Raw genomic sequence first — 22,307 nt, forward strand, 5'->3', positions numbered from 1 at the left:
GCCGGATGCCGCTGCCCACATCGACGTATCGACTGCAGATCACCTCGGCATTCGACCTGGATGCCGCCGCCGGCCTCTGCGGATACCTCGCCGATCTCGGCGTCGGGTGGGTCTACCTCTCGCCGCTGCTGCGCGCCGAGCCGGGGTCGAACCATGGCTACGACGTGATCGACCACACCACGATCGACCCGGAGCGCGGCGGTCCGGCCGCATTCGAACGGTTCGTGGCCGCCGCGCGCGCGAACGGCCTGGGCGTGCTGGTCGACATCGTGCCGAACCACATGGGGGTGGCGACGCCCGCCCGCAACGCGTGGTGGTGGGACCTGCTGAAGGCGGGCCGGACCGCCACGCATGCCGAGGCGTTCGACGTGGACTGGGCCGCGGGCTCCGGGCGGGTGCGCATTCCGGTGCTGGCCGACGGCGCGGGCGAGCTGGACCTGCTGCGGGTCGACGGCGACGAGCTGGCCTACTACGACAATCGATACCCGATCGCGGCCGGCACCCGCGGCGACGGCGACAGCGGCGCGCAGGTGCACGACCGGCAGCACTACGAGCTGATCAACTGGCGACGCGCCGACGACGACCTCAACTACCGGCGGTTCTTCGCGGTCAACTCGCTGGCCGCGATCCGCGTCGAAGACCCGACCGTCTTCGACGCGTCCCACGTCGAGATCGGACGCTGGTTTCAGGAGGGTCTGGTCGACGGGCTGCGGGTGGACCACCCCGACGGCCTGGCCGATCCACGCGAATACCTCGACGCCCTGGCCCGCCTCACCACAGACGCGCCGGTATGGGTCGAGAAGATCCTCGAGGGTGCGGAGCGCCTTCCCGCCAACTGGGCGACGCGCGGGACTACCGGGTACGACGCGCTCGGCGACGTCGACCGCGTTCTGATCGATCCCGCCGGCCAGGACGGGTTGCGTCAGGCCGTCTGCGATCTGAGCGGTCCTGCCCCCGCCGACTCGTGGGCGAATCTCATCCACGACACCAAGCGCGGCATCGCCGACGGCATCCTGCGTTCCGAGATGAACCGGCTCGCTCGACTCATGCCCACCGTCGACCAGGCGACCGATGCTCTCATCGAGCTGGCGGCCTGCTTTCCGGTCTATCGCTCCTACCTGCCGCTCGGCGCTGAGGATCTCGCCCGCGCGCACGCCGACGCCGCCGCGCGGCGACCCGACCTGCGCGATGCGCTGGCCGACGTCGTCGCCCTTCTCGGCGACCCGACCCACCCGGCCGCGGTGCGGTTTCAGCAGACGTCGGGGATGGTCATGGCCAAGGGCGTGGAGGACACCGCGTTCTACCGCTGGAGCACACTGAGCTCACTGGCCGAGGTCGGGGCGGATCCGAGCGAATTCTCGATCGAGCCGGACCAGTTCCACGCGCGCCAGGCGCGACGGCAGGCCGAGCTCCCGCACTCGATGACGACATTGAGCACGCACGACACGAAGCGGAGCGAGGATGTCCGGGCTCGGATCGATGCGCTCGCGGAGCGTCCCGAGCTCTGGCGCGCCGCCCTCGCCGAGCTGCACCGCGCAGCCGACCTCGGCGAACCCGCGCTCGAGAACCTGCTCTGGCAGGCCGTGATCGGCGCGTGGCCCGCATCGCGGGAGCGCCTGCACGGCTACGCCGAGAAGGCCGCACGCGAATCGGGCACGCAGACATCGTGGACCGCGCCGAACGCGCAGTTCGAAGCACGGATGCACGCTGCGATCGACGCGGCGTTCGACGACCCGCAGGTGCGCGCGGTGATCGAGGGTCTCGTCGACGAGATCCAGGATGCTGGCCGGTGCAACTCTCTGACCGCGAAGCTGCTGCAGCTGGCAGCCCCCGGGATCCCGGACGTGTACCAGGGCAGCGAGCTGTGGGAGAGGTCGCTGGTGGACCCCGACAACCGCCGCCCGGTCGACTTCACCGCCCGCGCCGCCCTGCTGCAGCGGCTGGATGAAGGCTGGCTCCCGCGGATCGATGAGACCGGTGCGGCGAAGCTGCTGGTCACCTCGCGCGCTCTGCGGCTGCGGCGCGACCACCCGGAGCGATTCGGCGCCTACCGGGCGCTCCCGGTGTACGGTGCGGCGCGCAGCCACGCCCTCGCCTTCGACCGTGGCGGAGCGGTCGCCGTCGGCACCCGGCTGCCGTGGGCTCTGGGCCGCGACGGCGGCTGGCGCGACACCTGCATCGAACCGGCCGGCACGCACCTGGTCGACGTGGTGACCGGACGGGAATTCACCGGCGGACGCATCCTGCTCGCCGAGCTGCTCGAGCGGTACCCGGTCGCCCTGCTGACGGCGCCGGTTGCCGAGAACGCCGGTCGCTCATGATGGCGACGGACCGCAGCAGGTCGCAGGCGTTCGAGGTCTGGGCGCCGGAGGCGACCACGGTCCAGGTCGTCGTCGGCGAGGCCGCGCACCCGCTGCAGGCGGTCGCCGACGGCTGGTGGCGCACCGACGTGCCGGTGCCCGGCGGCCCGATCGACTACGGCTATCTGATCGACGGCGCAGGACCCTACCCCGACCCGCGCTCCCGGCGTCAGCCGAACGGCGTGCACGCGCTGTCCCGGGTCTACGATCCGGACGGGTTCGCGTGGACCGACCACGCCTGGAGCGGGCGGCAGCTGGCCGGCGCGGTCATCTACGAGCTGCACATCGGCACGTTCACGACCGAGGGCACCCTGGATGCGGCGGCGGCCCGACTGGACCACCTGGTCGAGCTGGGCGTCGACTTCGTCGAACTGCTGCCGGTGAACGCCTTCAACGGCGTGCACAACTGGGGATACGACGGGGTGCTCTGGTACGCCGTACACGAGCCCTACGGCGGGCCGGAGGCCTATCAGCGGTTCGTCAACTCGTGCCATGCGGCCGGGCTCGGAGTGATCCAGGACGTCGTGTACAACCACCTGGGCCCGAGCGGCAACTACCTGCCGCAGTTCGGACCGTACCTGCGGACGGATGCGGCCAGCACCTGGGGCAGTGCGCTGAACCTGGATGGGCCGGGGTCAGACGAGGTGCGGCGCTACATCATCGACAATGCGCTCGGCTGGCTCGGGGACTACCACGTCGACGGGCTGCGACTGGATGCCGTCCACGCGCTGGTCGACACCCGCGCACTGCCGCTTCTGGAGGAGCTCGCCGGTGCCGTCGCCTCGCTGTCGGCGGCGGTGCAGCGTCCGCTGAGCCTGATCGCCGAGTCCGATCTGAACAACCCGATCCTGATCACCTCGCGCGAATCCGGCGGCTATGGTCTGGACGCGCAGTGGAACGACGACTTCCACCACGCGTTGCACGTCGCGCTGTCCGGCGAGGTGACCGGCTACTACGCCGACTTCGCCGCGCCCGGCGCGCTCGCCAAGACCCTCACGGGCGGCTTCTTCCACGACGGCACGATGTCGACCTTCCGGGGCCGACACCACGGTCGCCCGATCGACACCCGCACGATTCCTCCCGCGCGCCTGGTCGTCTACAGCCAGGATCACGACCAGATCGGCAACCGCGCGATCGGCGACCGCCCGAGCAGCACGCTGGACGACGGGCAGCTCGCGATCGCGGCGGCGGTGACGCTTCTCGGCCCGTTCACGCCGATGCTGTTCATGGGCGAGGAGTGGGCGGCGTCGACACCGTGGCAGTTCTTCACCTCGCACCCCGAACCCGATCTCGGCCAGGCGACCGCCCGTGGCAGACTCGCCGAGTTCGCGCGCATGGGCTGGGATGAGTCCGCGGTTCCGAACCCGCAGGACCCGCAGACGTTCCTGCGCTCGAAGCTGGACTGGACCGAGAAGGACGACGGCCGGCACGCGCGGCTGCTCGCCTTCTACCGCGAGCTCGCCCGCATCCGCCGCGAGCGACCCGATCTGCGCGACCAGCGCTTCGCGTCCGTGCACGCCGATGCCGCCGCCGATGCCGCCTGGCTCGTCCTGCGCCGGGAGCGCACCACGCTCGTGGTCAACTTCTCTGCAGATGCTCGGCCGCTGCCGGGCATCGTGCCGGCGGCGGAGGTCATCGCCTCGTTCGGAAGCTGCCTGAGCGCGGGCGGCGACCGGACGCTCGGCCCACACAGTCTGGTCGTCCTGGACACGCCGCCGACCGACTCCGACCGGCACGCCAGCCGTACACCGAGTGAGGAAGCCGCACCATGAGTTCTCGCGACGAGGCCGAGCCAGCCATCACGCACGACCCCATCGATCCGGTCGAAGACAGCCCCGATGCGGGCGCGCCGGCCGAGATCACCTACGACGAGGGCCTCTACCCGGCCCGGCCACGCCGGCTGCGGCCACGAGCGCACCTGCATGCCAGCGGCATCCGTCGCTCCTTCGCCGATCCCCGGGTCGCCGACGCATCCAACCCGTCCTATGTGGAGTGGCTGCGCCGCCAGTCCATGCTCGGCGACGCCGACGTGCTGGTGCGAGGGCTGTCGGGCCAGCCCAGCATGTGGCGCAACTCGTATGCCCGGCCCGACGCCCGCCGGGCAATCCGCACCGCCTCGGTCTGGTTCACCGCCTACCCGATCTCGCTGATCACCGCGCCGGGCCAGTCCTATCTGGGCGCACTGGGCAGCGCCGATCTCTGGCAGGCCTTCGAATCGATCGGCATCACCGCGGTGCACACCGGCCCGGTCAAAGATGCCGGCGGCATCACCGGGTGGACGCACACGGCGAGCGTGGACGGGCACTTCGACCGGATCAGCACCCAGATCGACCCCGCGTTCGGCCAGGAGGAGGAGTTCCGGCAGCTGTGCGAGGTCGCCGATGACCACGGCGGCTGCGTGATCGACGACATCGTGCCGGGCCACACCGGCAAGGGTGCCGATTTTCGGCTCGCCGAGATGGCGTACAAGGACTATCCCGGCATCTACCACATGGTCGAGATCCCCGAAGAGAGCTGGTCGCTGCTGCCGGACGTGCCGGAGGGAGAGGATGCGGCGAACCTGAATGCGCAGACCGAGGCCACGCTTGCCGCCCAGGGCTTCATCATCGGCGAACTGCAGCGCGTGATCTTCTACTCCCTCGGCGTCAAGGAGACGAACTGGAGCGCGACCGGACCGGTGCTGGGCGTGGACGGCCGCACCAGACGGTGGGTCTACCTGCACTATTTCAAGCAGGGCCAGCCATCGATCAACTGGCTCGACCCCACATTCGCCGGCATGCGCCTGGTCATCGGCGACGCGCTGCACTCGTTCAGCGACCTGGGCTCGAGCGCGCTTCGGCTGGATGCGAACGGGTTCCTCGGCGTCGAGAAGAGCATGGATGGCACACCCGGCTGGTCAGAGGGTCACCCGCTCTCCGAGGCCGCCAATCACATCATCGCGAGCATGCTGCGCAAGGTCGGCGGGTTCTCGTTCCAAGAGCTGAACCTCACGATCGAAGACATCCGCGACACCGGCCGGGTCGGTGCGGACCTCTCCTACGATTTCATCAACCGGCCGGCATACCACCACGCCCTTGCGATGGGCGACACCGAGTTCTTGCGGCTGACGCTGCGCACCTCGCTGGCGCGGCACGTCCAGCCGGTCACGCTCGTGCACGCCCTGCAGAACCACGACGAGCTCACCTACGAGCTGGTGCACTGGGCGACCCGGCATCGGGCCGACGTGTACTCGTTCCGGGGCGAGGACATCACCGGTGCGCAGCTGGCCGAGACGGTCCGAGCCGACCTGATCGAGACGCTGACCGGCCCGCGCGCCGAGTACAACCTCATCTTCACCACGAACGGCATCGCCTGCACCACGGCATCCGTCATCGCCGCCGCGCAGGGGTTCACCAGCCTGGACGAGATCGGCGAGGACGACATCGACGGGATCCGGCGAGCGCACCTGCTGCTGGCGATGTTCAACGCCTGGCAGCCCGGCGTGTTCGCGCTGTCGGCGTGGGACCTGCTCGGAATGCTGCCGCTGCCGCAGGACGAGGTCTCAAGCCTCATCAAGCACGGCGACACGCGCTGGATCCATCGCGGTGCGCACGACCTCACCGATGCCAATCCGACCGCCACGATGTCGAGCTCGGGAATGTCGCGGGGGCGCTCGCTGTACGGCTCGCTGCCCACCCAGCTCGCCGCCGAAGATTCGTTCGCCGCACGGCTGACACGAATCCTGCGCATCCGGGGCGAGCACGGCATCGACGTCGCCACGCAGATCGACATCCCCGACGTCGCCCACCCGGGCATGCTGGTGATGGTGCACCGACTCGACGCCGGCGACGTCGAGGACGATCACGCGCAGCTGCAGGTGACCGTCCTGAACTTCACCGGCGAAGAGATCGAGGGGACCATCCGCTCGGACGTGCTGCCGCCCCGCCGCACCGTGACCGATGTCGACAGTGGCACCGAGATCGGCCACGTCGACGGCTTGAACAGCTTCGCCGTGCGGCTGGCGCCGTATGCCGGCGCATTTCTGCTGATGGGCACCGCCGATGAGCCGCCGACCACGACGCAGGCGCTGCCGCTGATCACCGGAAGCCAGATCTGATTCGGTTCGCGCCCACTCGCCCCCTGGACGATCAGGTCGTCGCTTCCTGGATGGCGGACGCGCTTTCGTCGGCCGTCTCGCTGAGTTCGTCGAGAAAGCGGATGACGGTCTCCCGCTCTGCCGGAGACATCCGCGCCGCGACCTCGAACCGCCGAGCGTGCGTCCGTCCGACCGTGTCACGCACCTGCTCGTGGGTCTGCTGGGTGATCCGGATGGTCAGCGCGCGCCGGTCGGTGGGGTGCGCAGCCCGCTCGATATGTCCGGCCGCCGCGAGCCGATCCAGAAGCTTCGTGGTAGACGCAGACGATATGCCCAGATAGCCCGCGAGCGCTCCCGGCGTGACGATGCGTCCGTCATTCTTGGCAACCACGAGAAACCGCAGCGCCTGCATATCGGTCTCGTTCAGCTTCATCCGATCGCGCGAAGTGAAGCTCATCTTCTGCTCCGCCTCGCGCCACCGACGGATCCCCTGGAGGACCCGCACGATCTGGGCGATCTCGTCCTCCGCCAGCGCGCTGTAGTCGACGAGCTCCTGGTGCGGATCGATCACGCGAGGGTCGAGCATGCGATCCGACTGCTGTGGATCTTGACGGCGGGGGGCGCTCATAGCATCATTGTATAACTCGGAATATTGCATGCTAAACTTATTGCTTGCTAGGCTAGTTAAAAGGGAAAGCCATGGAAGACGATGTGCGGGTGGTGATGCTCGACGAGGCCGGTCGCGCCATCGGGCACGCATCCAAGGTCAGCGTGCATGGTCCAGGCACTGCCTTTCACCTCGCGTTCTCCTGCCATGTGCGGGATGCCGAGGGAAGGGTCCTGATCACTCGTCGCGCACTCACGGCGCAGGGCTGGCCCGGCGTCTGGTCGAACGCCTTCTGCGGCCATCCCCGCTCAGCCGAGGCGATGCTGGATGCCGTGCGTCGGCACGCCGACTCCGAACTCGGACTGGATCTTCACGACGTGCAACTCGTTCTTCCGGTGTTGCGCTACCGGGCCATCGACGCCCGCGACCTCACCGCGAACGAGGTCTGCCCGGTCTACCTCGCGACCGCCTCGGACCAGCCCAACCCGCGGCCTGACGAGGTGATGGAGCATGCCTGGGTGGACCCTATCGCCCTGGGACGAACCATCCGCCGCGCCCCGTGGAGGTTCAGCCCCTGGCTGGGCCTGCAGGCCGAGCGATTGCCGCTGTTCGGGGGCGGACCGTCCCACCGCGAGGTGGAAGGTCCGGTCGGCGTGGAGGTGGCCAGATGAGCATCACCGCCACCGACGCAGCGCGGGGACTTGCCGGGGTGGATGAGCGGCTGCAGCGCTTCTTCGACGAGAAGGAGGCGCTCGCAGGCGACCAGGGTGAGCACTTCGTGGCGCTGTGGGCCGCCCTGCGCAGAGCGAGCATCGGCGGCAAGCGCATCCGTCCGTCACTCGTCCTGCACACCGCCCGCGAACTGGGCTGCGACCGGCCGCAGGCTGCCGACGCGGTCGCGGCCGCATTCGAACTGCTGCACACCGCCTTTCTGCTGCACGACGACGTCATCGATGGCGATACCCGGCGGCGCGGCAAGCCCAATCTGATCGGTGAGTTCTACGCGGGTGCGCGCTCGCACGGTGTCGCGGAGCGCGCGGCGCTGGCCTGGTCCAGCGCCGCGGGAATTCTGGCCGGCGATCTGCTGCTGCACGCCGCACAGGCGCTGATCGCACGTCTGGACATCGACGAGGGCAGGCGGCTGGGCCTGCTCGACCTGCTGGACCGGACGCTGTCGGTCACGGCAGCCGGGGAGCTGGGCGACGTGGCGCTCAGCGTCGGGACGGCGACGCCGTCGCTCGCCGACGCGCTCACGGTCACCCGCGCCAAGACCGCCCATTACTCGTTCCAGGCACCGCTGCAGGCGGGCGCGATCCTCGCCGGGGCCGGGAGCCGCGAGCACGACGCACTGAGCGTCTTCGGCCACCGTGCGGGTATCGCCTTCCAGCTTCGCGATGACCTGCTCGGTGTGTTCGGCGACCCCGCAGTCACCGGCAAGAGCAACTCGGTGGACATCTGTCGTGCGAAGCTGACGCCTCTGGTCGCCTATGCACTCGGCACCGAGCACGGGCCCCGGCTGCGGCTCATCATGGAAGCCGGCGCTCCGAGAGATGTCGACGTGGCCAGCGCCCGCGAGATCCTGATGCACTCCGGCGCGTGCGAGTTCGTCGAAGGACTCATCGACGACCATGTGGCCGCCGCCGAGGCGGCCCTGCGCGAAGCGGCTCTGCCCGAGACGCTGCACGAACGTCTGATCGCCATCGCGCACGAAGCCGGAGCGCGATCATGGTGACCGGCACGACTGCTGTGACCGACCTCACGCAGTACACGCGATGTGCGCAGCGCAGCGCGGCGGGCGTCATCGGCGCATACTCGACATCGTTCGGGATGGCGACGTACCTGTTCGATCGGGTCACCCGCACGCACGTGCGGAGCATCTATGCCCTCGTCCGCGTGGCCGATGAGATCGTCGACGGCGCGGCGGCCGAAGCCGGCCTGGACCCGCGGGCGCAGCGAATCCTGCTGGATGCCCTCGAGTCCGAGACCGCGCAGGCGGTCGCCGGCGGGTACAGTGCGAACCTCGTCGTGCACGCCTTCGCACACACCGCACGCGAGGCAGGCATCGACGACACCGTGATCGCGCCGTTCTTCGCGTCGATGCGCCGGGATGTGACGTGCACCGAGTACACCGCCCCCGAGGTCGCCGACTACATCCACGGCTCCGCCGAGGTCGTGGGCCTGATGTGCCTGAGCGCCTTCCTCATCCACGACGCCGTGGACGCCGCCACCCGACGCCGGCTCGAGGAGGGCGCCCGCCGCCTGGGCGCCGCATTCCAGAAGGTGAACTTCCTGCGCGACCTCTCCGCGGACTGGGAGAGTCTGGGACGCGGCTACTTTCCCGGTATCCGTCCCGACGAGCTCTCCGAGGCTGACAAGCACCGCATCCTCAACGACATCGACGCCGACCTGAACGTCGCAGCAGCGGCCATCGCCGATCTCCCGCCCGGCTGCCGCGCCGCAGTCACCGCCGCTCACGCTCTGTTCTCGGCGCTGTCGCGCCGGCTGCGAACGACCGACGCGGACCGGCTGCTCTCCACCCGAGTGCGGGTGTCGAATCTCCACAAGCTCACCATCCTCGTGCGCGCGCGCCTGGGCGTGCGTCCGCGGAGAATGCCGTGACCGGCCGGCGGGTGGTCGTGATCGGCGGCGGGATCGCAGGGCTGGCCACGGCCGCGCTGCTGGCACAAGACGGCGACAACGTCACCCTGCTGGAGTCCCGCGATCAGCTGGGCGGACGCGCCGGACGTTGGGAGCAGGACGGGTTCCGCTTCGACACCGGACCCTCGTGGTACCTGATGCCCGAGGTCTTCGACCACTTCTTCCGCCTGCTGGGCACCAGCACCGACCAGCAGCTGCGCCTGAGTCGGCTGGATCCCGGATATCGGGTGCTGTTCGAGGGGGATGACCAACCGCTGCAGATCCGCCCCGGTCGCGCAGCGAACGTCGACCTGTTCGAGCATGCCGAGCCCGGCGCCGGTCGCCGCCTGGAACGGTACCTCGACTCCGCGGCAGAGGCGTATCGGCTCGCGGTGGGCCGTTTTCTCTACAGCACGTACGCGTCCTATCGGCCACTGATCTCGGCCGAGCTGCTCGCACGCGCGGGACGACTGGCGCGACTGCTGCTCCAGCCGTTGGACTCCTTCATCGCGCACCAGTTCCGCGATCGGCGGCTGCGCCAGGTCCTGGGCTATCCCGCCGTCTTCCTGGGGGCCTCGCCGAAGCTGGCCCCGAGCCTGTACCACCTGATGAGCCACCTCGACCTCGACGACGGGGTCTGGTATCCCCAGGGCGGTTTCGGGGTCGTGATCGACGCCATCGCCGGCCTCGCCCGGCGTGCGGGTGCGGTCATCCACACGGAGCAGCAGGTGGTGGGGATCGACACGACGGCAGCCGGCGGCCGCGCGCAGGTCACGGGCGTGACGGCGGCGGGACCCAACGGGCACACCCGCCACTTCGCGGCAGACGTGGTGGTCTCGACGGCCGATCTGCACCACACCGAGACGCAGCTGCTGCCGGCCGACCTGCGCACTTTTCCGGAGAAGTGGTGGCGAAAGCGCAATCCGGGTCCCGGCGCGGTCCTGGTGATGCTCGGCGTGCGAGGCGGTCTGCCCGAGCTCGCGCACCACACGCTGCTGTTCACCCGGGACTGGACGGCCAACTTCGAGGCCATCTTCACTCCCCCGACCACGATTCCCACGCCCGCATCGATCTATGTGTGCCGCCCCAGTGCGACCGATCCCGGCGCCGCACCGGAGGGAGACGAGAATCTCTTCATCCTCGTTCCGGTGCCCGCCGACCCCGGGATCGGCGCGGGCGGGATCGCCGGGGCCGGGGCGGACGACGTCGAGGCCACGGCCGACCGTGCCATCCGTCAGATCGCCGAGTGGGCCGACATCCCCGACCTGGCCGAGCGCATCGCCGTGCGCCGCACCATCGGCCCCGCCGACTTCGCCGATGACCTGAACTCGTGGCGCGGCGGGGCGCTGGGCCTGGCGCACACCCTGCGCCAGAGCGCGTTCCTGCGCGGTCGGAACGCGTCGGCGCGGGTTGCCGGCCTCCTCTACGCCGGCTCGAGCACGCTCCCCGGAATCGGGCTGCCGATGTGCCTGATCAGCGCAGAGCTGGTGCTCAAGCGACTGCGCGGCGACACCTCCGCCGCGCGACTGGCGGAACCGCTGTGAGCCTGCTGTATCTGGCCGTCCTGCTCGTCTGCCTGGGCGGCAGCATCCTCATCGATCTACGCTTCCACCTGGTGTTCGGCCGGAACGCGCGCACCGCGGGGTTCGTCCTGGCCTGCGGAATCATCTTCTTTCTGGCCTGGGACCTGTGCGGCATCGCGCTGGGGATCTTCGCCCGCGGCGAGAACGCGGTGATGACTGGCATCCTGCTCGCGCCGGAGCTGCCGCTGGAAGAGGGGTTCTTTCTCGCGTTCCTGTGCCACCTCACCCTGGTCCTGATCGCGGGCTCGCGGCGGATCACGCAGCGGCGCAGGAAGGAGCGGCCATGACCTACCTGATCCTCTGTCTGATCTTTCTGGGCATCGCGGCCGCGGTGCTGGTATTCGCGCTCGCGATGCAGTCCGATCGGCGCGTGCTCATCGTTCACTGGTGGGGGCCGATCACCGTGGCGACAGTGGCGCTGCTCGTGCTGACGGCGATCTTCGACAACGTGATGATCGCCTCGGGACTGATGACCTATCAGAACGCGACCACCTCAGGGGTGCGCATCGGAATGGCGCCGGTGGAGGACTTCTCCTACCCGCTGGCCGGAGTGATGCTGCTGCCGGCCCTGTGGCTGATCTTCGGAAGGCGGCGCAGCCGTGGCTGAACCCGTGCTGCTGCGCACCCGTGAAATCCTGGCCGTGTCGCGGCCGGTGAGCTGGATCAACACTGCGTACCCGTTCGGCGCCGCCTATCTGCTGACCTCAGGCCGCATCGATGCCGCCTTCGTCATCGGCGTCGTGTTCTTTCTCATTCCGTACAACCTCGCGATGTACGGCATCAACGACGTCTTCGACTACGCCTCGGACCTCGCCAACCCACGCAAGGGCGGGATGGAGGGCACGGTCCTGGACCGCGGAGCGCACCGGGTGGTGCTGGTCGCCGCCATCGCCTCGTGCGTGCCGTTCGTCGTCGCGCTGGTCGTCCTCGGCGATCCCGCGTCGTGGGCGGTGCTGGCGGTGAGCCTGTTCGCCGTGGCCGCCTACTCGGTGCCCGGCCTGCGCTTCAAGGAGCGCCCCTTCCTGGACTCGGTGACATCCAGCACGCACTTCGTCAGTCCCGCCGTGTACGGGCTCGTGCTGGCAGGGGCGCGGCCGACCGGCGCACTGGTCGCACTGCTGGCGGCGTTCTTTCTGTGGGGAATGGCCAGCCATGCGTTCGGCGCGGTCCAGGATGTCGTCCCCGACCGTGCGGGCGGAATCCGGTCGATCGCCACGGTCATGGGCGCCCGCTGGACGGTCCGGTTCGCGCTCGCATGCTGGACGACGGCCGGGGTTCTCATGCTGTTCACGACCTGGCCTGGTCCGCTCGCCGCGCTGGCCGCGATCCCGTACCTGTGGGCCGCGTTCCCGTTCCGCTCGATCACCGATGAGCTCTCGCCCGCGGCCAATCGCGGGTGGCGCCGGTTCATCTGGCTCAACTACGCGGTCGGATTTTTCATCACCATGCTCCTGATCGCGTATGCGATCGCCCGGGGCTGATCCCTGTTCGAAGAAGGTTCGAGGAAGGTTCGAGGATGCCGCACATGACAGTGAGAAGAGATGTCCGCACCAGCGACCGGGTGCGCCAGATCATCGTGGCCGTCTGCGCCGTCGTGGCGATCGTCGGCGGAGCGGTGGGCTCCGGGGCCTTCGGCGGCACCGCCATCCAGGACGCGGCCGGAGGCGCACTGCGCGCGGACGCAACCCTGCTGGCCCCCGCGGTGCCGGCGTTCGGAATCTGGAGCGTCATCTACCTCGGCCTGATCGGCTACGCGATCTGGCAGGCCCTTCCCGCCCACGCCACCAGCTCGCGGCAGCGTGCGCTGGGCTACCTCGTGGCCGCATCGCTGGTGCTGAACGCCGGATGGATTCTCAGCGTCCAGGCGGACCTGCTGGCGCTGAGCGTCGTGGTGATCGTAGCGCTGGTGGCCGTGCTGGCCTTCGCGTTCGCGCGCACCGTCCGCTCGCCGGCGCGCCGGGTGGGTGACATGATCCTCACCGACGGCGTGATCGGGCTCTACCTCGGCTGGGTGTCGGTGGCGACTGCGGCGGGCATCGCCGCGACGCTCGTGGCGGCGGGATTCACGGGCTGGGGACTGCCTGCCGAAGCCTGGTCGACCGGCATCCTGATCATCACCGGGGCCATCGCGATCACGCTCGCGGTGGTCAGCCGTGGCCGCATCTCGCCCATGCTGTCGCTGTGCTGGGGGCTGGCCTGGATCGCCGTCGCCCGCCTGGGCGGCTCTCCGCACTCGACCACCACCGCGATCGCCGCGATCATCGTCGCTGCGGCCGTGATCATCGTCACGTTGATCTTCCGCGTCCAGGCGCTGCGAAAGGTTCGCTCATGAGCGCGGATCGACGGCGCTGGATCGGGCTGGTATCGATCAGCCTGGCGGTGGCCCTCATCATCGTCGACTCGACGATCGTCAACGTCGCGATCCCTTCGATCGTCGACGATCTGGGGATCACCTCGACCCAGGTGCAGTGGGTGCAAGAGAGCTACACCCTCGTGTTCGCGGCGCTGCTGCTAGTGTTCGGCACGCTCGCCGACCGGTGGGGGCGTCGACGCATGCTCCTCATCGGCGTCGGTGTGTTCACGGTCGCGTCGGTTCTGGCCGCGCTGTCGCCGACCGGCGATCTGCTGATCGCATCGCGTGTGCTGCAGGGTGTGGGCGGGGCCATGGTGCTGCCGACGACGCTCTCTCTGATCAATGCGACCTTCCGCGGCCGGGAGCGGGGGATCGCCTTCGCCGTCTGGGGTTCGACGATCGGCGGCATGGTGGCGGTCGGTCCGCTCCTGGGCGGATGGCTCACCACGGCGTTCTCGTGGCGATGGGCGTTCGGCATCAACATTCCGCTCGGGCTGATCATCGCCATCGGAATCCTGCTGACCACGCGCGAATCGACCGACTCGCGTGAGGCGGGGATCGACATCGGCGGGGCGGTGCTGTCCATCCTCGCCAGCGCGGCGCTCGTGTTCGGGCTGATCGAGGGCCGCACCTACGGGTGGTGGCTCGCCGAGGCCGCCCACATCCCGTCGGTGCTCGGCGGCACCTGGCCGCTGTCGATCTCCCCCATCCCGTTGGTCTTCGTGCTGGCCGCCGCGGCCACAGCTGCCCTCATCTGGCGGGGCCGGCGGCGCACCCGCGCCGGACGCACGTCGATGCTTCCGTTCGACCTGCTGGCGATTGCGTCATTCCGCAACGGAAACGTCGCCGCGATGATCGTCTCGCTCGGGGAGTTCGGCATCATCCTCGCGCTGCCGCTGTGGCTGCAGAACGTCCTCGGCTACAGCGCCCTGCAGACCGGCGTGGTGCTGCTGGCCCTGGCACTGGGCTCGTTCGCCGCCAGTGGGCTGTCGGCCGCCGTCATCCGCTCCACCCGTCCGGTGACCATCGTCCGTGCCGGCATCGCGGCCGAGATCGTCGGCGTCGTGTCGCTGGGCGTGATCATCGCGCCGCACACGGCGTGGTGGGCCATCGTGCCTTGCCTTTTCGTGTACGGCATCGGCGTCGGCCTGGCGACGGCTCAGCTCACCGGTGTCGTGCTCCAGGATGTGCCGGTCGACAGCAGCGGCCAGGGGTCAGGGACGGCGAGCACGGCACGCCAGATCGGATCGGCCCTGGGGATCGCGATCCTCGGGACGATCCTGTTCTCGTCGACGGGCGCGGTGCTCAGCAGCTCGCTGGCGCAGACGTCGGCGGCGTTGCCCGAGACGGTGCGCAGCCAGATCGTCGACGCCGTGGTCACCAGTGCGGGCGGCGCGATTCCCGGGCTGGTCGAGAAGGATGCCGCGGTGGGCGGGGAGGCGCGCCAGGCCTTCAGCGACGGCACCCGCTATGCGGCGTTCACCGCGGCGGGCTTTCTCACTCTGGGACTGGCGGCCACGTTCCGGCTCTCATCGCCCGCACCGTCTGCGCCATCCGCGCCGCAGACGCCTGTGGAGCAGACCGCGGCGCACGAGGCGGGTTCGGGTGACCCTCGTCGCCGCGATCTGCGCCAGACAGCGCGACGAGGAACGGTGTGACCGCCCAGTCGGGGCCGCGACAGGAGGCCGGCGTGACCGCCGACGTCGGCGCGCGACACACGGAGTCCGGGCGCCGCGTGCTCTCCTGGATCGGACTGGCGGTCGCCGTCGGCGGGGTGGCGGTGGTGCTCTGGGCTGTCAACACGGCCTGGGGAGCGATCGTGCACGGACAGCCCGCGTACGCGATCGTGCTGGCCGTCACCGCCGTCGCTTCGGTGCTCGGCGCGATCCTCGCGCTGCGCGCGAGGCGCCGCCGCCACCGGGTCCTGCGCATCGTGGCTGTGCTTCTGGCGGTGCTCTGGATCGCGGCGGTCGCCTGGCTGCGCCCGCATTCGGCCGCGCCGGTCGCCGTGGCGGCGATGCACAGCGACGCCGGGGTGCAGGTGACCGAGTCCGTCGACCGGGTGACGTTCACCCCTCGCCACGACGCCGACTCGCTCGGCGTCTTCTTCCAGCCCGGCGCACTCGTCGATGCGCGCGCATACGCAGCGGTGCTGCGTCCCCTGGCCGAGCATGGCCATACCGTCGTGATCGCGAAGCAGCCGTTGGGCATCGCCTTCCTCGCGATGGGAGCCTTCGACGCCGCACGCCACGATCACCCCGAGATCGCGGACTGGATCATCGGCGGCCACTCGCTCGGGGGCACCGTCGCGGCCATCACGGCGCAGGACGCGCAGCACGACGATCCGGGAGCGGCCGCAGGCCTGCTGCTTTTCGCGGCGTATCCCGCCACCGACATCAGCGCCACGCTCGCGGTGCCAGTGGAATCCCTCTCGGGATCGCGCGACGGGCTGGCCACGCCCGCGAAGATCGCGGCCTCGCACGCCACACTGCCGCCGAGCACCCGGTTCATCGTGATCGAGGGTGCCTCGCACGCGCAGTTCGGCGCCTACGGTCCGCAGGCGGGCGACGGCGTGCCGACCATCGACGCGGCCGATGCCCGGGAGCAGAGCTCGGCTGCGGCGCTGGCCTTCGCCGCAGCGGTCGCGCGCACGGACGGACCAGGCCGATGAGACTCTGGTCGCTGCACCCGCGCTACCTCGATCGGGCCGGCCTGGTCGCCGCGTGGCGTGAGGCTCTGCTCGCGCAGGCGGTCATCGGCAGGCCGGGCGCCGGGTACTCGCAGCATCCGCAGCTCATCCGATTTCGCCTCGCTCCCGATCCCGAAGCGGCGCTCGGCGCGTTCCTGATCGGGATCGTGGACGAGGCGGCGGCGCGCGGCTATCGATTCGACCGCTCCAAGATCCGCCATCCGGGTCCGGCGGGCCCACTGCCGGTGACCACCGGCCAGCTAGAGTTCGAAGCGGCCCACCTGCGCGCCAAGCTCGAACGTCGGGCGCCCGACTGGCTGGCCAGGTGGCCCGCCGACGCCGTGCCGCACCCGCATCCGCTCTTTCGCGTCGAGCCCGGCCCGATGGCGGACTGGGAGCGTCCCGCGGCCCGGTAGACGCGGCCGGGCCCGGCCCGCGGCCGGGCAGCGCCCCGCGGCCGGCGCGGGAACGGCCGTAGACTGGGAGCGCCCCATTCCCCGCGACATCCGGAGCTGTCCATGCCCACCATCGTCGTCGACGTCATGCCCAAGGCCGAACTGCTCGACCCGCAGGGGAAGGCCGTCGCCGGAGCCCTCGCGCGCATCGGCGAGACACCGTTCACCGCCGTGCGCATCGGCAAGCGCTTCGAGCTGCATGTGGACGGCGAGGTCGACGAGGCCATGCTCGCGCAGGCGCGGCAGGTGGCCGACGACATCCTCTCCAACGCGGTGATCGAGGACGTCGTGGGCATCGAGGTCGTGGAATGACCATCCGGATCGGGGTCATCACCTTTCCCGGTTCGCTGGATGACCGCGACGCGCACCGCGCGATCCGCATCGCCGGTGCCGAGCCGGTCGCGCTGTGGCACGGCGCGCACGACCTTCAGGGCGTGGACGCCCTGGTGCTGCCGGGCGGGTTCAGCTACGGCGACTACCTGCGTTCGGGCGCGATCGCGGCCCGCTCGCCGATCATGTCCGAGGTGAAGGATGCCGCCGCCGGCGGGATGCCGGTGCTCGGCGTCTGCAACGGGTTCCAGATGCTCGTCGAAGCGCATCTGCTGCCCGGGGGCCTGATCCGCAACGCGGGCCAGCAGTTCATCCGCCGTGACCAGGTGCTGCGCGTCGAGAACGCCGACACCGCGTGGACGTCGGCTTTCGAACCCGGTCAGGACATCGTCATCCCGCTGAAGAACGGCGAGGGCGGCTACATCGCCGACGCCGAGACGCTGGCGCGCATCGAAGGCGATGGTCTGGTCGCGTTCCGCTACGTCGGCGTCAACCCGAACGGGTCGCTCAACGACATCGCGGGCCTGGCCAACGACCGCGGCAACGTCGTCGGTCTGATGCCGCATCCCGAGCACGCCGTCGAGCCGGGCTTCGGGCCCGACACCACCGCCGCGATGCGCTCGGGCGTCGACGGCCTGAACATGTTCGCATCGGTCATCGCCGCGACCGCCCGCGCCGCCGCCTGAGGCGCGGCGCCCCGCGGGTCTACACCCGGCCCGGGCGCTTGGCGGCATCTGCCGGCGGATCTATGCGCGTTCGCCGCGCCGGCTGCCCAGCCCACCGGCCGCCGAAAACGCGCACACTGCGCGGTCTGGAGCCGTGGCGCGCCGTTTGCGCATTCTCGACGCCGGTTCGGAGTGGATGTCGACTCCCGGCGACGTGTGGCACGCGACACCCCTATACTTGTACTCAGTTCAACAATGACCTACGACGGAGAGCAGGACGGACATATGCCGGATACCGGCCCGGTCGCTGCGCTCGAGCAGGTCACGGTGCGCTTCGGCGCCACCACCGCACTGTCCGGCATCGATCTGGAGATCGCAGCCGGCGAGATCATCGGCGTGGTCGGCGAGTCCGGCGCGGGCAAATCGACGCTGCTGAACCTGCTGGACGCGGTCACCCGGCCCACAGCCGGCCGGGTGCTGATCGAGGGCACCGACCCGCAGGCGCTCACCGAGCGCGGGCGCCGGTTGCTGCGTCGCCGGATCGGGATGGTCTTCCAGAGCTTCAACCTGCTCTCCAACCGCACCGTGCGCCAGAACATCGCACTCCCGCTGCGGCTACAGCGGCGCTCGGATGCCGCACTGGTCGAGCACCTGCTCGACTACGTCGGGCTGCTCGAGCGCGCCGAGAGCTACCCCGCCCAGCTGTCCGGCGGCCAGAAGCAGCGCGTCGCGATCGCCCGCGCGCTGGCCACCCGACCGGGCCTGCTGCTGTGCGACGAGCCCACCAGCGCCCTCGACACGCACACGGCGGCCGACATCCTCGAACTGCTCGCCCACACGCGCCGCGACTTCGGCACCACCATCGTGCTGGTCACGCATGAGCTAGACGCCGTCGGCGCGATCTGCGACCGCGCGGCGGTGCTCGAGCGCGGCGTGCTGCGCGACGTCATCCCGGTGGTGCGCAAGCCTCGCGAGCCGGCCGACATCCGCAGCTACCTCGACCACGTCCGCCAGGTGCTCAGCGTGTGAACGGATTCATCGACTCGATCACATCCAACGCCGACAAGATCGGCGTCGCTCTGGCCGAGACCGGCTACATGCTGATCTTCTCGCTGGCGGCCGCGGTGCTGCTGGGCCTGCCGCTGGGGGTGCTCATCTATCTGACCCGCCCGGGCGGCCCGCGCGAGCGCCGACGGGTCTGGGCGGTGGCCAACCTCTATGTCACGGTGGTGCGCTCCTTCCCGTTCCTGCTGTTCGTGGTGTTCCTGATCCCGCTGACCCGGCTCGTCTACGGCACGACGTTCGGCACGGCCGCCGCGACCTTTCCGCTGTGCTTCGTCGGGGTCGCCCTCTACGCCCGCCTCGTCGAGCAGATTCTGCTCGAGGTGCCGCCCGGGGTCACCCAGGCGGCGCGATCGATGGGCGCCGACACCGTGCAGTACGTCGGCCACTTCCTGCTCGTCGAGTCACGCTCGGGCCTGGTCTATGCGCTGACCTCGGCCTCGATCAGCCTGATCTCCTACTCCACGGTGCTGGGCATCGTCGGCGGCGGCGGCCTCGGCGACTTCGCCCTGCGGTATGGGTACCAGGAGTACGACTACCCGCTGATGTACACCACGATCGTCATCGTGATCGTCTGCGTGCTGCTGCTGCAGCTGGCCGGCGAACGCGCCTCCGCGGCACTGGACAAGCGCTGACCCGCACCCGCCGAACACCGACCCCACAGAACCAACCCCTACCGAGAGGCATCCATGAAGACCCGCGCCCTGGCCGCACTCGCCGTGACCGCACTGATCGCACTGACCGCCGGCTGCTCGGCCGGCCAGGCCGCGGCCGCCGACTCGAAGGTGATCAAAGTCGCGGCGACGGTCACCCCGATGACGGATGCCGTCGAGGCGGCCGCCGACGTGATCGGTGACGGCTACAAGATCGAGCTGGTGCCGGTGTCGGACTACGTGCAGCCGAACATCCTGCTGCAGCACGGCGAGATCGACGCGAACCTGGTGCAGTTCCCCGGATTCATGGAGGACTTCAACAAGAAGAACGGCGCGACACTGGTCGCCGTGCAGCCGGTCTACTCGACCGTCGTGGCGTTCTACTCCAAGACGCTGAAGTCGCTCGCCGACCTGCCCGACAATGGCAGTGTCGTGATCCCCAACGACAAATCCAACGCGGCACGCGCGCTGCAGATGCTCGCCGATGCGCACATCATCACGATCGCCCCGGCGGTGGCGCGTTTCGCCGCGACCGTCGACGACATCACCGGCAACCCGCGGCATCTGAAGATCACCCAGGTCGACCTGATGCAGCTGAACACCGCCTACGACGAGGCCGACGCCGTGTTCAATCTGCCGTCGTTCGCCCGGCAGCTGCACCTCACGCCCGACAAGGACGGCCTGGCCATCGAGAAGGACCCGCGCTTCGCGGTCACCTTGGTCACCCGCGCCGACAACGAGAAGTCGGCGAAGATCGCCGCGCTGGTCAAGGCGCTGACCAGCGACCACGTGCGCAAGACGCTGGAAGACCTGGGGGTGCCGCCGGCATTCTGAGCCGTCCGGCGGACTCGGGATGCCGCCCCGGAGCGAAAGGTGCTTGACTGACCTGAACGGAGGTGGCGCGTGTCCCAGAAGCTCTCCCTGATCGCACAGGCCCGGCACCAGCTGCGGCTGGCCGCCGACGCCGACAGCGGCCGCAGCGCGAAGACGATCCACGGCGGTCACGAGCGCGCGCTGCGCCAGACCGTGATCGCGCTGATCGGCCAGCACCGGCTCGAAGAGCACAACAACCCCGGCGAGGCGACGATCAATGTGATCCAGGGGCACATCCGGCTGGTCTCGGGCACGACCGTGTGGGAGGGCCTGCCGGGCGATTTTCTGATCGTGCCACCGGGGCGCAACGCGATCGAGGCGGTCGACGATTCGGCCTTCCTGCTGACGGTCGTCAAGAGCCTCTGAGCCGGCCGGACCGACCCGCCGCAACGACCGCCCGAGCCGCCCGCCGGAGCGCCTGCTGCCGCGGGCATAGACTCCGAACGGGTTCAGTTCGGCCGGCAAGGGAGCGGGTTCATGGCGATCACACGGCAGTTGATCATCGGCGGCGAGCACGTGGATGCCGCCTCGGGCAAGACGACACCGGACCTCAATCCCTACACGGGCGAACCGTATGCGCACGTGGCTGCGGCCGGTGCGGAGGACGTGCGCCGGGCGGTGGATGCCGCCGATGGCGCCTTCGCGGCGTGGTCCGGCATGCGCCCGACCGAGCGCGGCAAGATCTTCACCCGTGCCGCCGAGATCTTCGAGCAGCGCCGGCCCGAGGCCGTGGAGCTGATGGCCGCCGAGACCGGCGGCGTGGCCGGGTGGGCGCAGTTCAACGTCGGCCTGGCCGCCGACATCTTCCGTTCCGCCGCAGCGGCGACCACCGCCCCGCGTGGCGACGTGCTGGCCACCGACATGGCCGGCGTGTACTCGCTCGCGGTGCGCGAGCCCTACGGCGTGGTCGCGGCGATCTCGCCGTGGAACGCACCGCTGATCCTGGGCACCCGTGCCGTGGCGATCCCGCTGGCGGTGGGCAACACCGTCGTGCTCAAGCCGAGCGAGGACGCGCCGATCGCGTGCGGCCTGTTCATCGCGGACATCCTGCTGGAGGCGGGCATCCCCGAGGGCGTGATCAACGTCATCACGAGCGCCCGCGCCGACGGTCCGGACGTGGTGGCGAGCCTGATCGGCGATGACCGGGTGCGCTGTGTGAACTTCACCGGCTCCACGAACGTGGGCCGACAGATCGGCGTCCTGGCGGCGCAGCACCTGAAGCCGGCCGTGCTGGAGCTGGGCGGCAAGAACAGCATCGTCGTGCTCAAGGACGCCGACATCGACCACGCGGTGAACGCGTCGATCTTCGGCTCGTTCATGCACGCCGGGCAGATCTGCATGTCGGCGGATCGGATCCTGGTCGACCGCACCATCGCCGACGAGTTCACCGAGAAGTTCGCCGCCCGCGCGGCCGCGCTGCCGGCCGGGGATCCGACCGACCCGGGCACGGTGATCGGCCCGGCCATCAATGCGCAGTCCACGGCCCGCCAGTACGCGCTGATCGACGACGCGAGCGCGAAGGGCGCGACGGTGCTCGCCGGCGGGCAGCGGCACGACCACGGCGTGGTGCCGGCCACGGTGCTGGGCGGGGTCACCGAAGACATGGATGTCTACGGTCAGGAGATCTTCGGCGCGATCACGACGGTGTTCCCGGTGGCCGACACCGAAGCCGCGGTGGCCTTCGCCAACGACACGCCCTACGGGCTGACCGCCGGGGTCATCACCGAGAACATCTCGGAGGGCATCCAGGTCGCGCAGCGGCTGAAAACCGGCATCGTGCACGTGAACGACCAGCCCATCGCCGACGAGCCGATGGCGCCGTTCGGCGGCGTGGGCAACTCCGGCTACGGCAAGTTCGGCGGCCAGAACGGCATCGCCTCGTTCACGAACACCCGCTGGGTCACCATCCAGCAGGAGTGCCACGCCGGCTACCCGATCTGATCCGCACGGCGCGAGGCGGCGCGG

The 22,307-nt window shown here is 69.9% G+C and carries 22 protein-coding genes; 21 read left to right on the forward strand and 1 reads right to left on the reverse strand.

What is annotated here, in order from left to right; genetic code table 11:
• Positions 1-5 precede the first annotated feature (5 nt).
• Genes treY through treS form a run of 3 tightly spaced genes read left to right on the forward strand, consistent with a single transcriptional unit; the run spans position 6 to position 6,456 of the window.
• Positions 6-2,321 (forward strand): malto-oligosyltrehalose synthase, encoded by a 2,316-nt coding sequence (gene treY, locus ABD705_RS00640; RefSeq protein WP_344779479.1) that lies wholly within the window; start codon positions 6-8, stop codon positions 2,319-2,321.
• Positions 2,318-4,132, forward strand: a complete 1,815-nt coding sequence (gene treZ, locus ABD705_RS00645; protein ID WP_425562002.1) for a malto-oligosyltrehalose trehalohydrolase — start codon at positions 2,318-2,320, stop codon at positions 4,130-4,132. Before treY ends, treZ begins: the two co-directional genes overlap by 4 nt.
• Entirely contained in the window at positions 4,129-6,456 is a 2,328-nt protein-coding gene (gene treS / locus ABD705_RS00650) for a maltose alpha-D-glucosyltransferase (RefSeq protein ID WP_344779481.1), read from the forward strand. Before treZ ends, treS begins: the two co-directional genes overlap by 4 nt.
• Before the next feature lie 31 nt (positions 6,457-6,487).
• On the opposite strand, the gene ABD705_RS00655 is transcribed toward treS, so the two are convergent.
• A complete protein-coding gene (locus ABD705_RS00655) occupies positions 6,488-7,063 on the reverse strand; it encodes a MarR family winged helix-turn-helix transcriptional regulator (RefSeq protein WP_344779483.1) in 576 nt (191 codons plus the stop codon).
• 71 nt (positions 7,064-7,134) lie between these two features.
• Here ABD705_RS00655 and idi point away from each other — a divergent pair, with 71 nt between their 5' ends.
• From idi to ABD705_RS00745, 18 genes are all read left to right on the forward strand, one after another.
• Positions 7,135-7,713: an isopentenyl-diphosphate Delta-isomerase gene (idi, locus tag ABD705_RS00660; protein ID WP_344779485.1), complete on the forward strand. Its 579-nt coding sequence runs from the start codon at positions 7,135-7,137 to the stop codon at positions 7,711-7,713.
• Entirely contained in the window at positions 7,710-8,774 is a 1,065-nt protein-coding gene (locus ABD705_RS00665) for a polyprenyl synthetase family protein (protein WP_344779487.1), read from the forward strand. Before idi ends, ABD705_RS00665 begins: the two co-directional genes overlap by 4 nt.
• Complete coding sequence (locus tag ABD705_RS00670; protein WP_344779489.1) at positions 8,768-9,661, forward strand: phytoene/squalene synthase family protein; 894 nt, start codon at positions 8,768-8,770, stop codon at positions 9,659-9,661. Before ABD705_RS00665 ends, ABD705_RS00670 begins: the two co-directional genes overlap by 7 nt.
• Entirely contained in the window at positions 9,658-11,223 is a 1,566-nt protein-coding gene (crtI, locus tag ABD705_RS00675) for a phytoene desaturase family protein (protein ID WP_344779491.1), read from the forward strand. The genes ABD705_RS00670 and crtI overlap by 4 nt, the downstream gene beginning before the upstream one ends.
• A complete protein-coding gene (locus ABD705_RS00680; RefSeq protein ID WP_344779493.1) occupies positions 11,220-11,549 on the forward strand; it encodes a lycopene cyclase domain-containing protein in 330 nt (109 codons plus the stop codon). Before crtI ends, ABD705_RS00680 begins: the two co-directional genes overlap by 4 nt.
• Positions 11,546-11,869: a lycopene cyclase domain-containing protein gene (locus ABD705_RS00685; RefSeq protein WP_344779495.1), complete on the forward strand. Its 324-nt coding sequence runs from the start codon at positions 11,546-11,548 to the stop codon at positions 11,867-11,869. Before ABD705_RS00680 ends, ABD705_RS00685 begins: the two co-directional genes overlap by 4 nt.
• Complete coding sequence (locus tag ABD705_RS00690; RefSeq protein ID WP_344779497.1) at positions 11,862-12,743, forward strand: prenyltransferase; 882 nt, start codon at positions 11,862-11,864, stop codon at positions 12,741-12,743. The genes ABD705_RS00685 and ABD705_RS00690 overlap by 8 nt, the downstream gene beginning before the upstream one ends.
• A 44-nt stretch (positions 12,744-12,787) precedes the next feature.
• On the forward strand, positions 12,788-13,594 hold the full coding sequence (locus ABD705_RS00695) for a tryptophan-rich sensory protein (RefSeq protein WP_344779499.1): 807 nt from the start codon (positions 12,788-12,790) through the stop codon (positions 13,592-13,594).
• A complete protein-coding gene (locus ABD705_RS00700; protein ID WP_344779501.1) occupies positions 13,591-15,273 on the forward strand; it encodes an MFS transporter in 1,683 nt (560 codons plus the stop codon). Before ABD705_RS00695 ends, ABD705_RS00700 begins: the two co-directional genes overlap by 4 nt.
• Before the next feature lie 32 nt (positions 15,274-15,305).
• Positions 15,306-16,286, forward strand: coding sequence for an alpha/beta hydrolase (locus tag ABD705_RS00705; protein WP_344779503.1), 981 nt, complete (start codon positions 15,306-15,308; stop codon positions 16,284-16,286).
• Entirely contained in the window at positions 16,283-16,720 is a 438-nt protein-coding gene (locus ABD705_RS00710) for a pyrimidine dimer DNA glycosylase/endonuclease V (protein WP_344779505.1), read from the forward strand. The genes ABD705_RS00705 and ABD705_RS00710 overlap by 4 nt, the downstream gene beginning before the upstream one ends.
• A gap of 102 nt (positions 16,721-16,822) precedes the next feature.
• Positions 16,823-17,071 carry a phosphoribosylformylglycinamidine synthase subunit PurS gene (locus tag ABD705_RS00715; RefSeq protein ID WP_344779507.1) on the forward strand — a complete coding sequence of 83 codons (249 nt, stop codon included), beginning with the start codon at positions 16,823-16,825 and terminating at the stop codon, positions 17,069-17,071.
• The gene (gene purQ, locus ABD705_RS00720) at positions 17,068-17,775 is read left to right on the forward strand and encodes a phosphoribosylformylglycinamidine synthase subunit PurQ (RefSeq protein ID WP_344779509.1); all 708 of its coding nucleotides are present in this window, start codon (positions 17,068-17,070) and stop codon (positions 17,773-17,775) included. The genes ABD705_RS00715 and purQ overlap by 4 nt, the downstream gene beginning before the upstream one ends.
• Before the next feature lie 234 nt (positions 17,776-18,009).
• Positions 18,010-18,783, forward strand: a complete 774-nt coding sequence (locus tag ABD705_RS00725) for a methionine ABC transporter ATP-binding protein (protein WP_344779511.1) — start codon at positions 18,010-18,012, stop codon at positions 18,781-18,783.
• On the forward strand, positions 18,780-19,451 hold the full coding sequence (locus ABD705_RS00730; protein ID WP_344779513.1) for a methionine ABC transporter permease: 672 nt from the start codon (positions 18,780-18,782) through the stop codon (positions 19,449-19,451). The genes ABD705_RS00725 and ABD705_RS00730 overlap by 4 nt, the downstream gene beginning before the upstream one ends.
• Before the next feature lie 54 nt (positions 19,452-19,505).
• On the forward strand, positions 19,506-20,303 hold the full coding sequence (locus ABD705_RS00735) for a MetQ/NlpA family ABC transporter substrate-binding protein (protein WP_344779515.1): 798 nt from the start codon (positions 19,506-19,508) through the stop codon (positions 20,301-20,303).
• Positions 20,304-20,372: 69 nt separating this feature from the next.
• The gene (locus ABD705_RS00740) at positions 20,373-20,708 is read left to right on the forward strand and encodes a cupin domain-containing protein (RefSeq protein WP_344779517.1); all 336 of its coding nucleotides are present in this window, start codon (positions 20,373-20,375) and stop codon (positions 20,706-20,708) included.
• A 111-nt stretch (positions 20,709-20,819) separates the two neighbouring features.
• Positions 20,820-22,283: an aldehyde dehydrogenase family protein gene (locus ABD705_RS00745; protein WP_344779519.1), complete on the forward strand. Its 1,464-nt coding sequence runs from the start codon at positions 20,820-20,822 to the stop codon at positions 22,281-22,283.
• Positions 22,284-22,307: the final 24 nt, after the last annotated feature.

The sequence above is a fragment of the Microbacterium kribbense genome, assembly GCF_039537285.1.
GTDB lineage: Bacteria > Actinomycetota > Actinomycetes > Actinomycetales > Microbacteriaceae > Microbacterium > Microbacterium kribbense.

Coding starts and splice junctions, on each gene's coding strand:
- treY (WP_344779479.1), top strand. CDS start 6: ATGCCGCTGCCCACATCGACGTATCGACTGCAGATCACCTCGGCATTC.
- treZ (WP_425562002.1), top strand. CDS start 2,318: ATGATGGCGACGGACCGCAGCAGGTCGCAGGCGTTCGAGGTCTGGGCG.
- treS (WP_344779481.1), top strand. CDS start 4,129: ATGAGTTCTCGCGACGAGGCCGAGCCAGCCATCACGCACGACCCCATC.
- ABD705_RS00655 (WP_344779483.1), bottom strand. CDS start 7,063: ATGAGCGCCCCCCGCCGTCAAGATCCACAGCAGTCGGATCGCATGCTC.
- idi (WP_344779485.1), top strand. CDS start 7,135: ATGGAAGACGATGTGCGGGTGGTGATGCTCGACGAGGCCGGTCGCGCC.
- ABD705_RS00665 (WP_344779487.1), top strand. CDS start 7,710: ATGAGCATCACCGCCACCGACGCAGCGCGGGGACTTGCCGGGGTGGAT.
- ABD705_RS00670 (WP_344779489.1), top strand. CDS start 8,768: ATGGTGACCGGCACGACTGCTGTGACCGACCTCACGCAGTACACGCGA.
- ABD705_RS00685 (WP_344779495.1), top strand. CDS start 11,546: ATGACCTACCTGATCCTCTGTCTGATCTTTCTGGGCATCGCGGCCGCG.
- ABD705_RS00695 (WP_344779499.1), top strand. CDS start 12,788: ATGACAGTGAGAAGAGATGTCCGCACCAGCGACCGGGTGCGCCAGATC.
- ABD705_RS00700 (WP_344779501.1), top strand. CDS start 13,591: ATGAGCGCGGATCGACGGCGCTGGATCGGGCTGGTATCGATCAGCCTG.
- ABD705_RS00710 (WP_344779505.1), top strand. CDS start 16,283: ATGAGACTCTGGTCGCTGCACCCGCGCTACCTCGATCGGGCCGGCCTG.
- ABD705_RS00715 (WP_344779507.1), top strand. CDS start 16,823: ATGCCCACCATCGTCGTCGACGTCATGCCCAAGGCCGAACTGCTCGAC.
- purQ (WP_344779509.1), top strand. CDS start 17,068: ATGACCATCCGGATCGGGGTCATCACCTTTCCCGGTTCGCTGGATGAC.
- ABD705_RS00725 (WP_344779511.1), top strand. CDS start 18,010: ATGACCTACGACGGAGAGCAGGACGGACATATGCCGGATACCGGCCCG.
- ABD705_RS00735 (WP_344779515.1), top strand. CDS start 19,506: ATGAAGACCCGCGCCCTGGCCGCACTCGCCGTGACCGCACTGATCGCA.
- ABD705_RS00745 (WP_344779519.1), top strand. CDS start 20,820: ATGGCGATCACACGGCAGTTGATCATCGGCGGCGAGCACGTGGATGCC.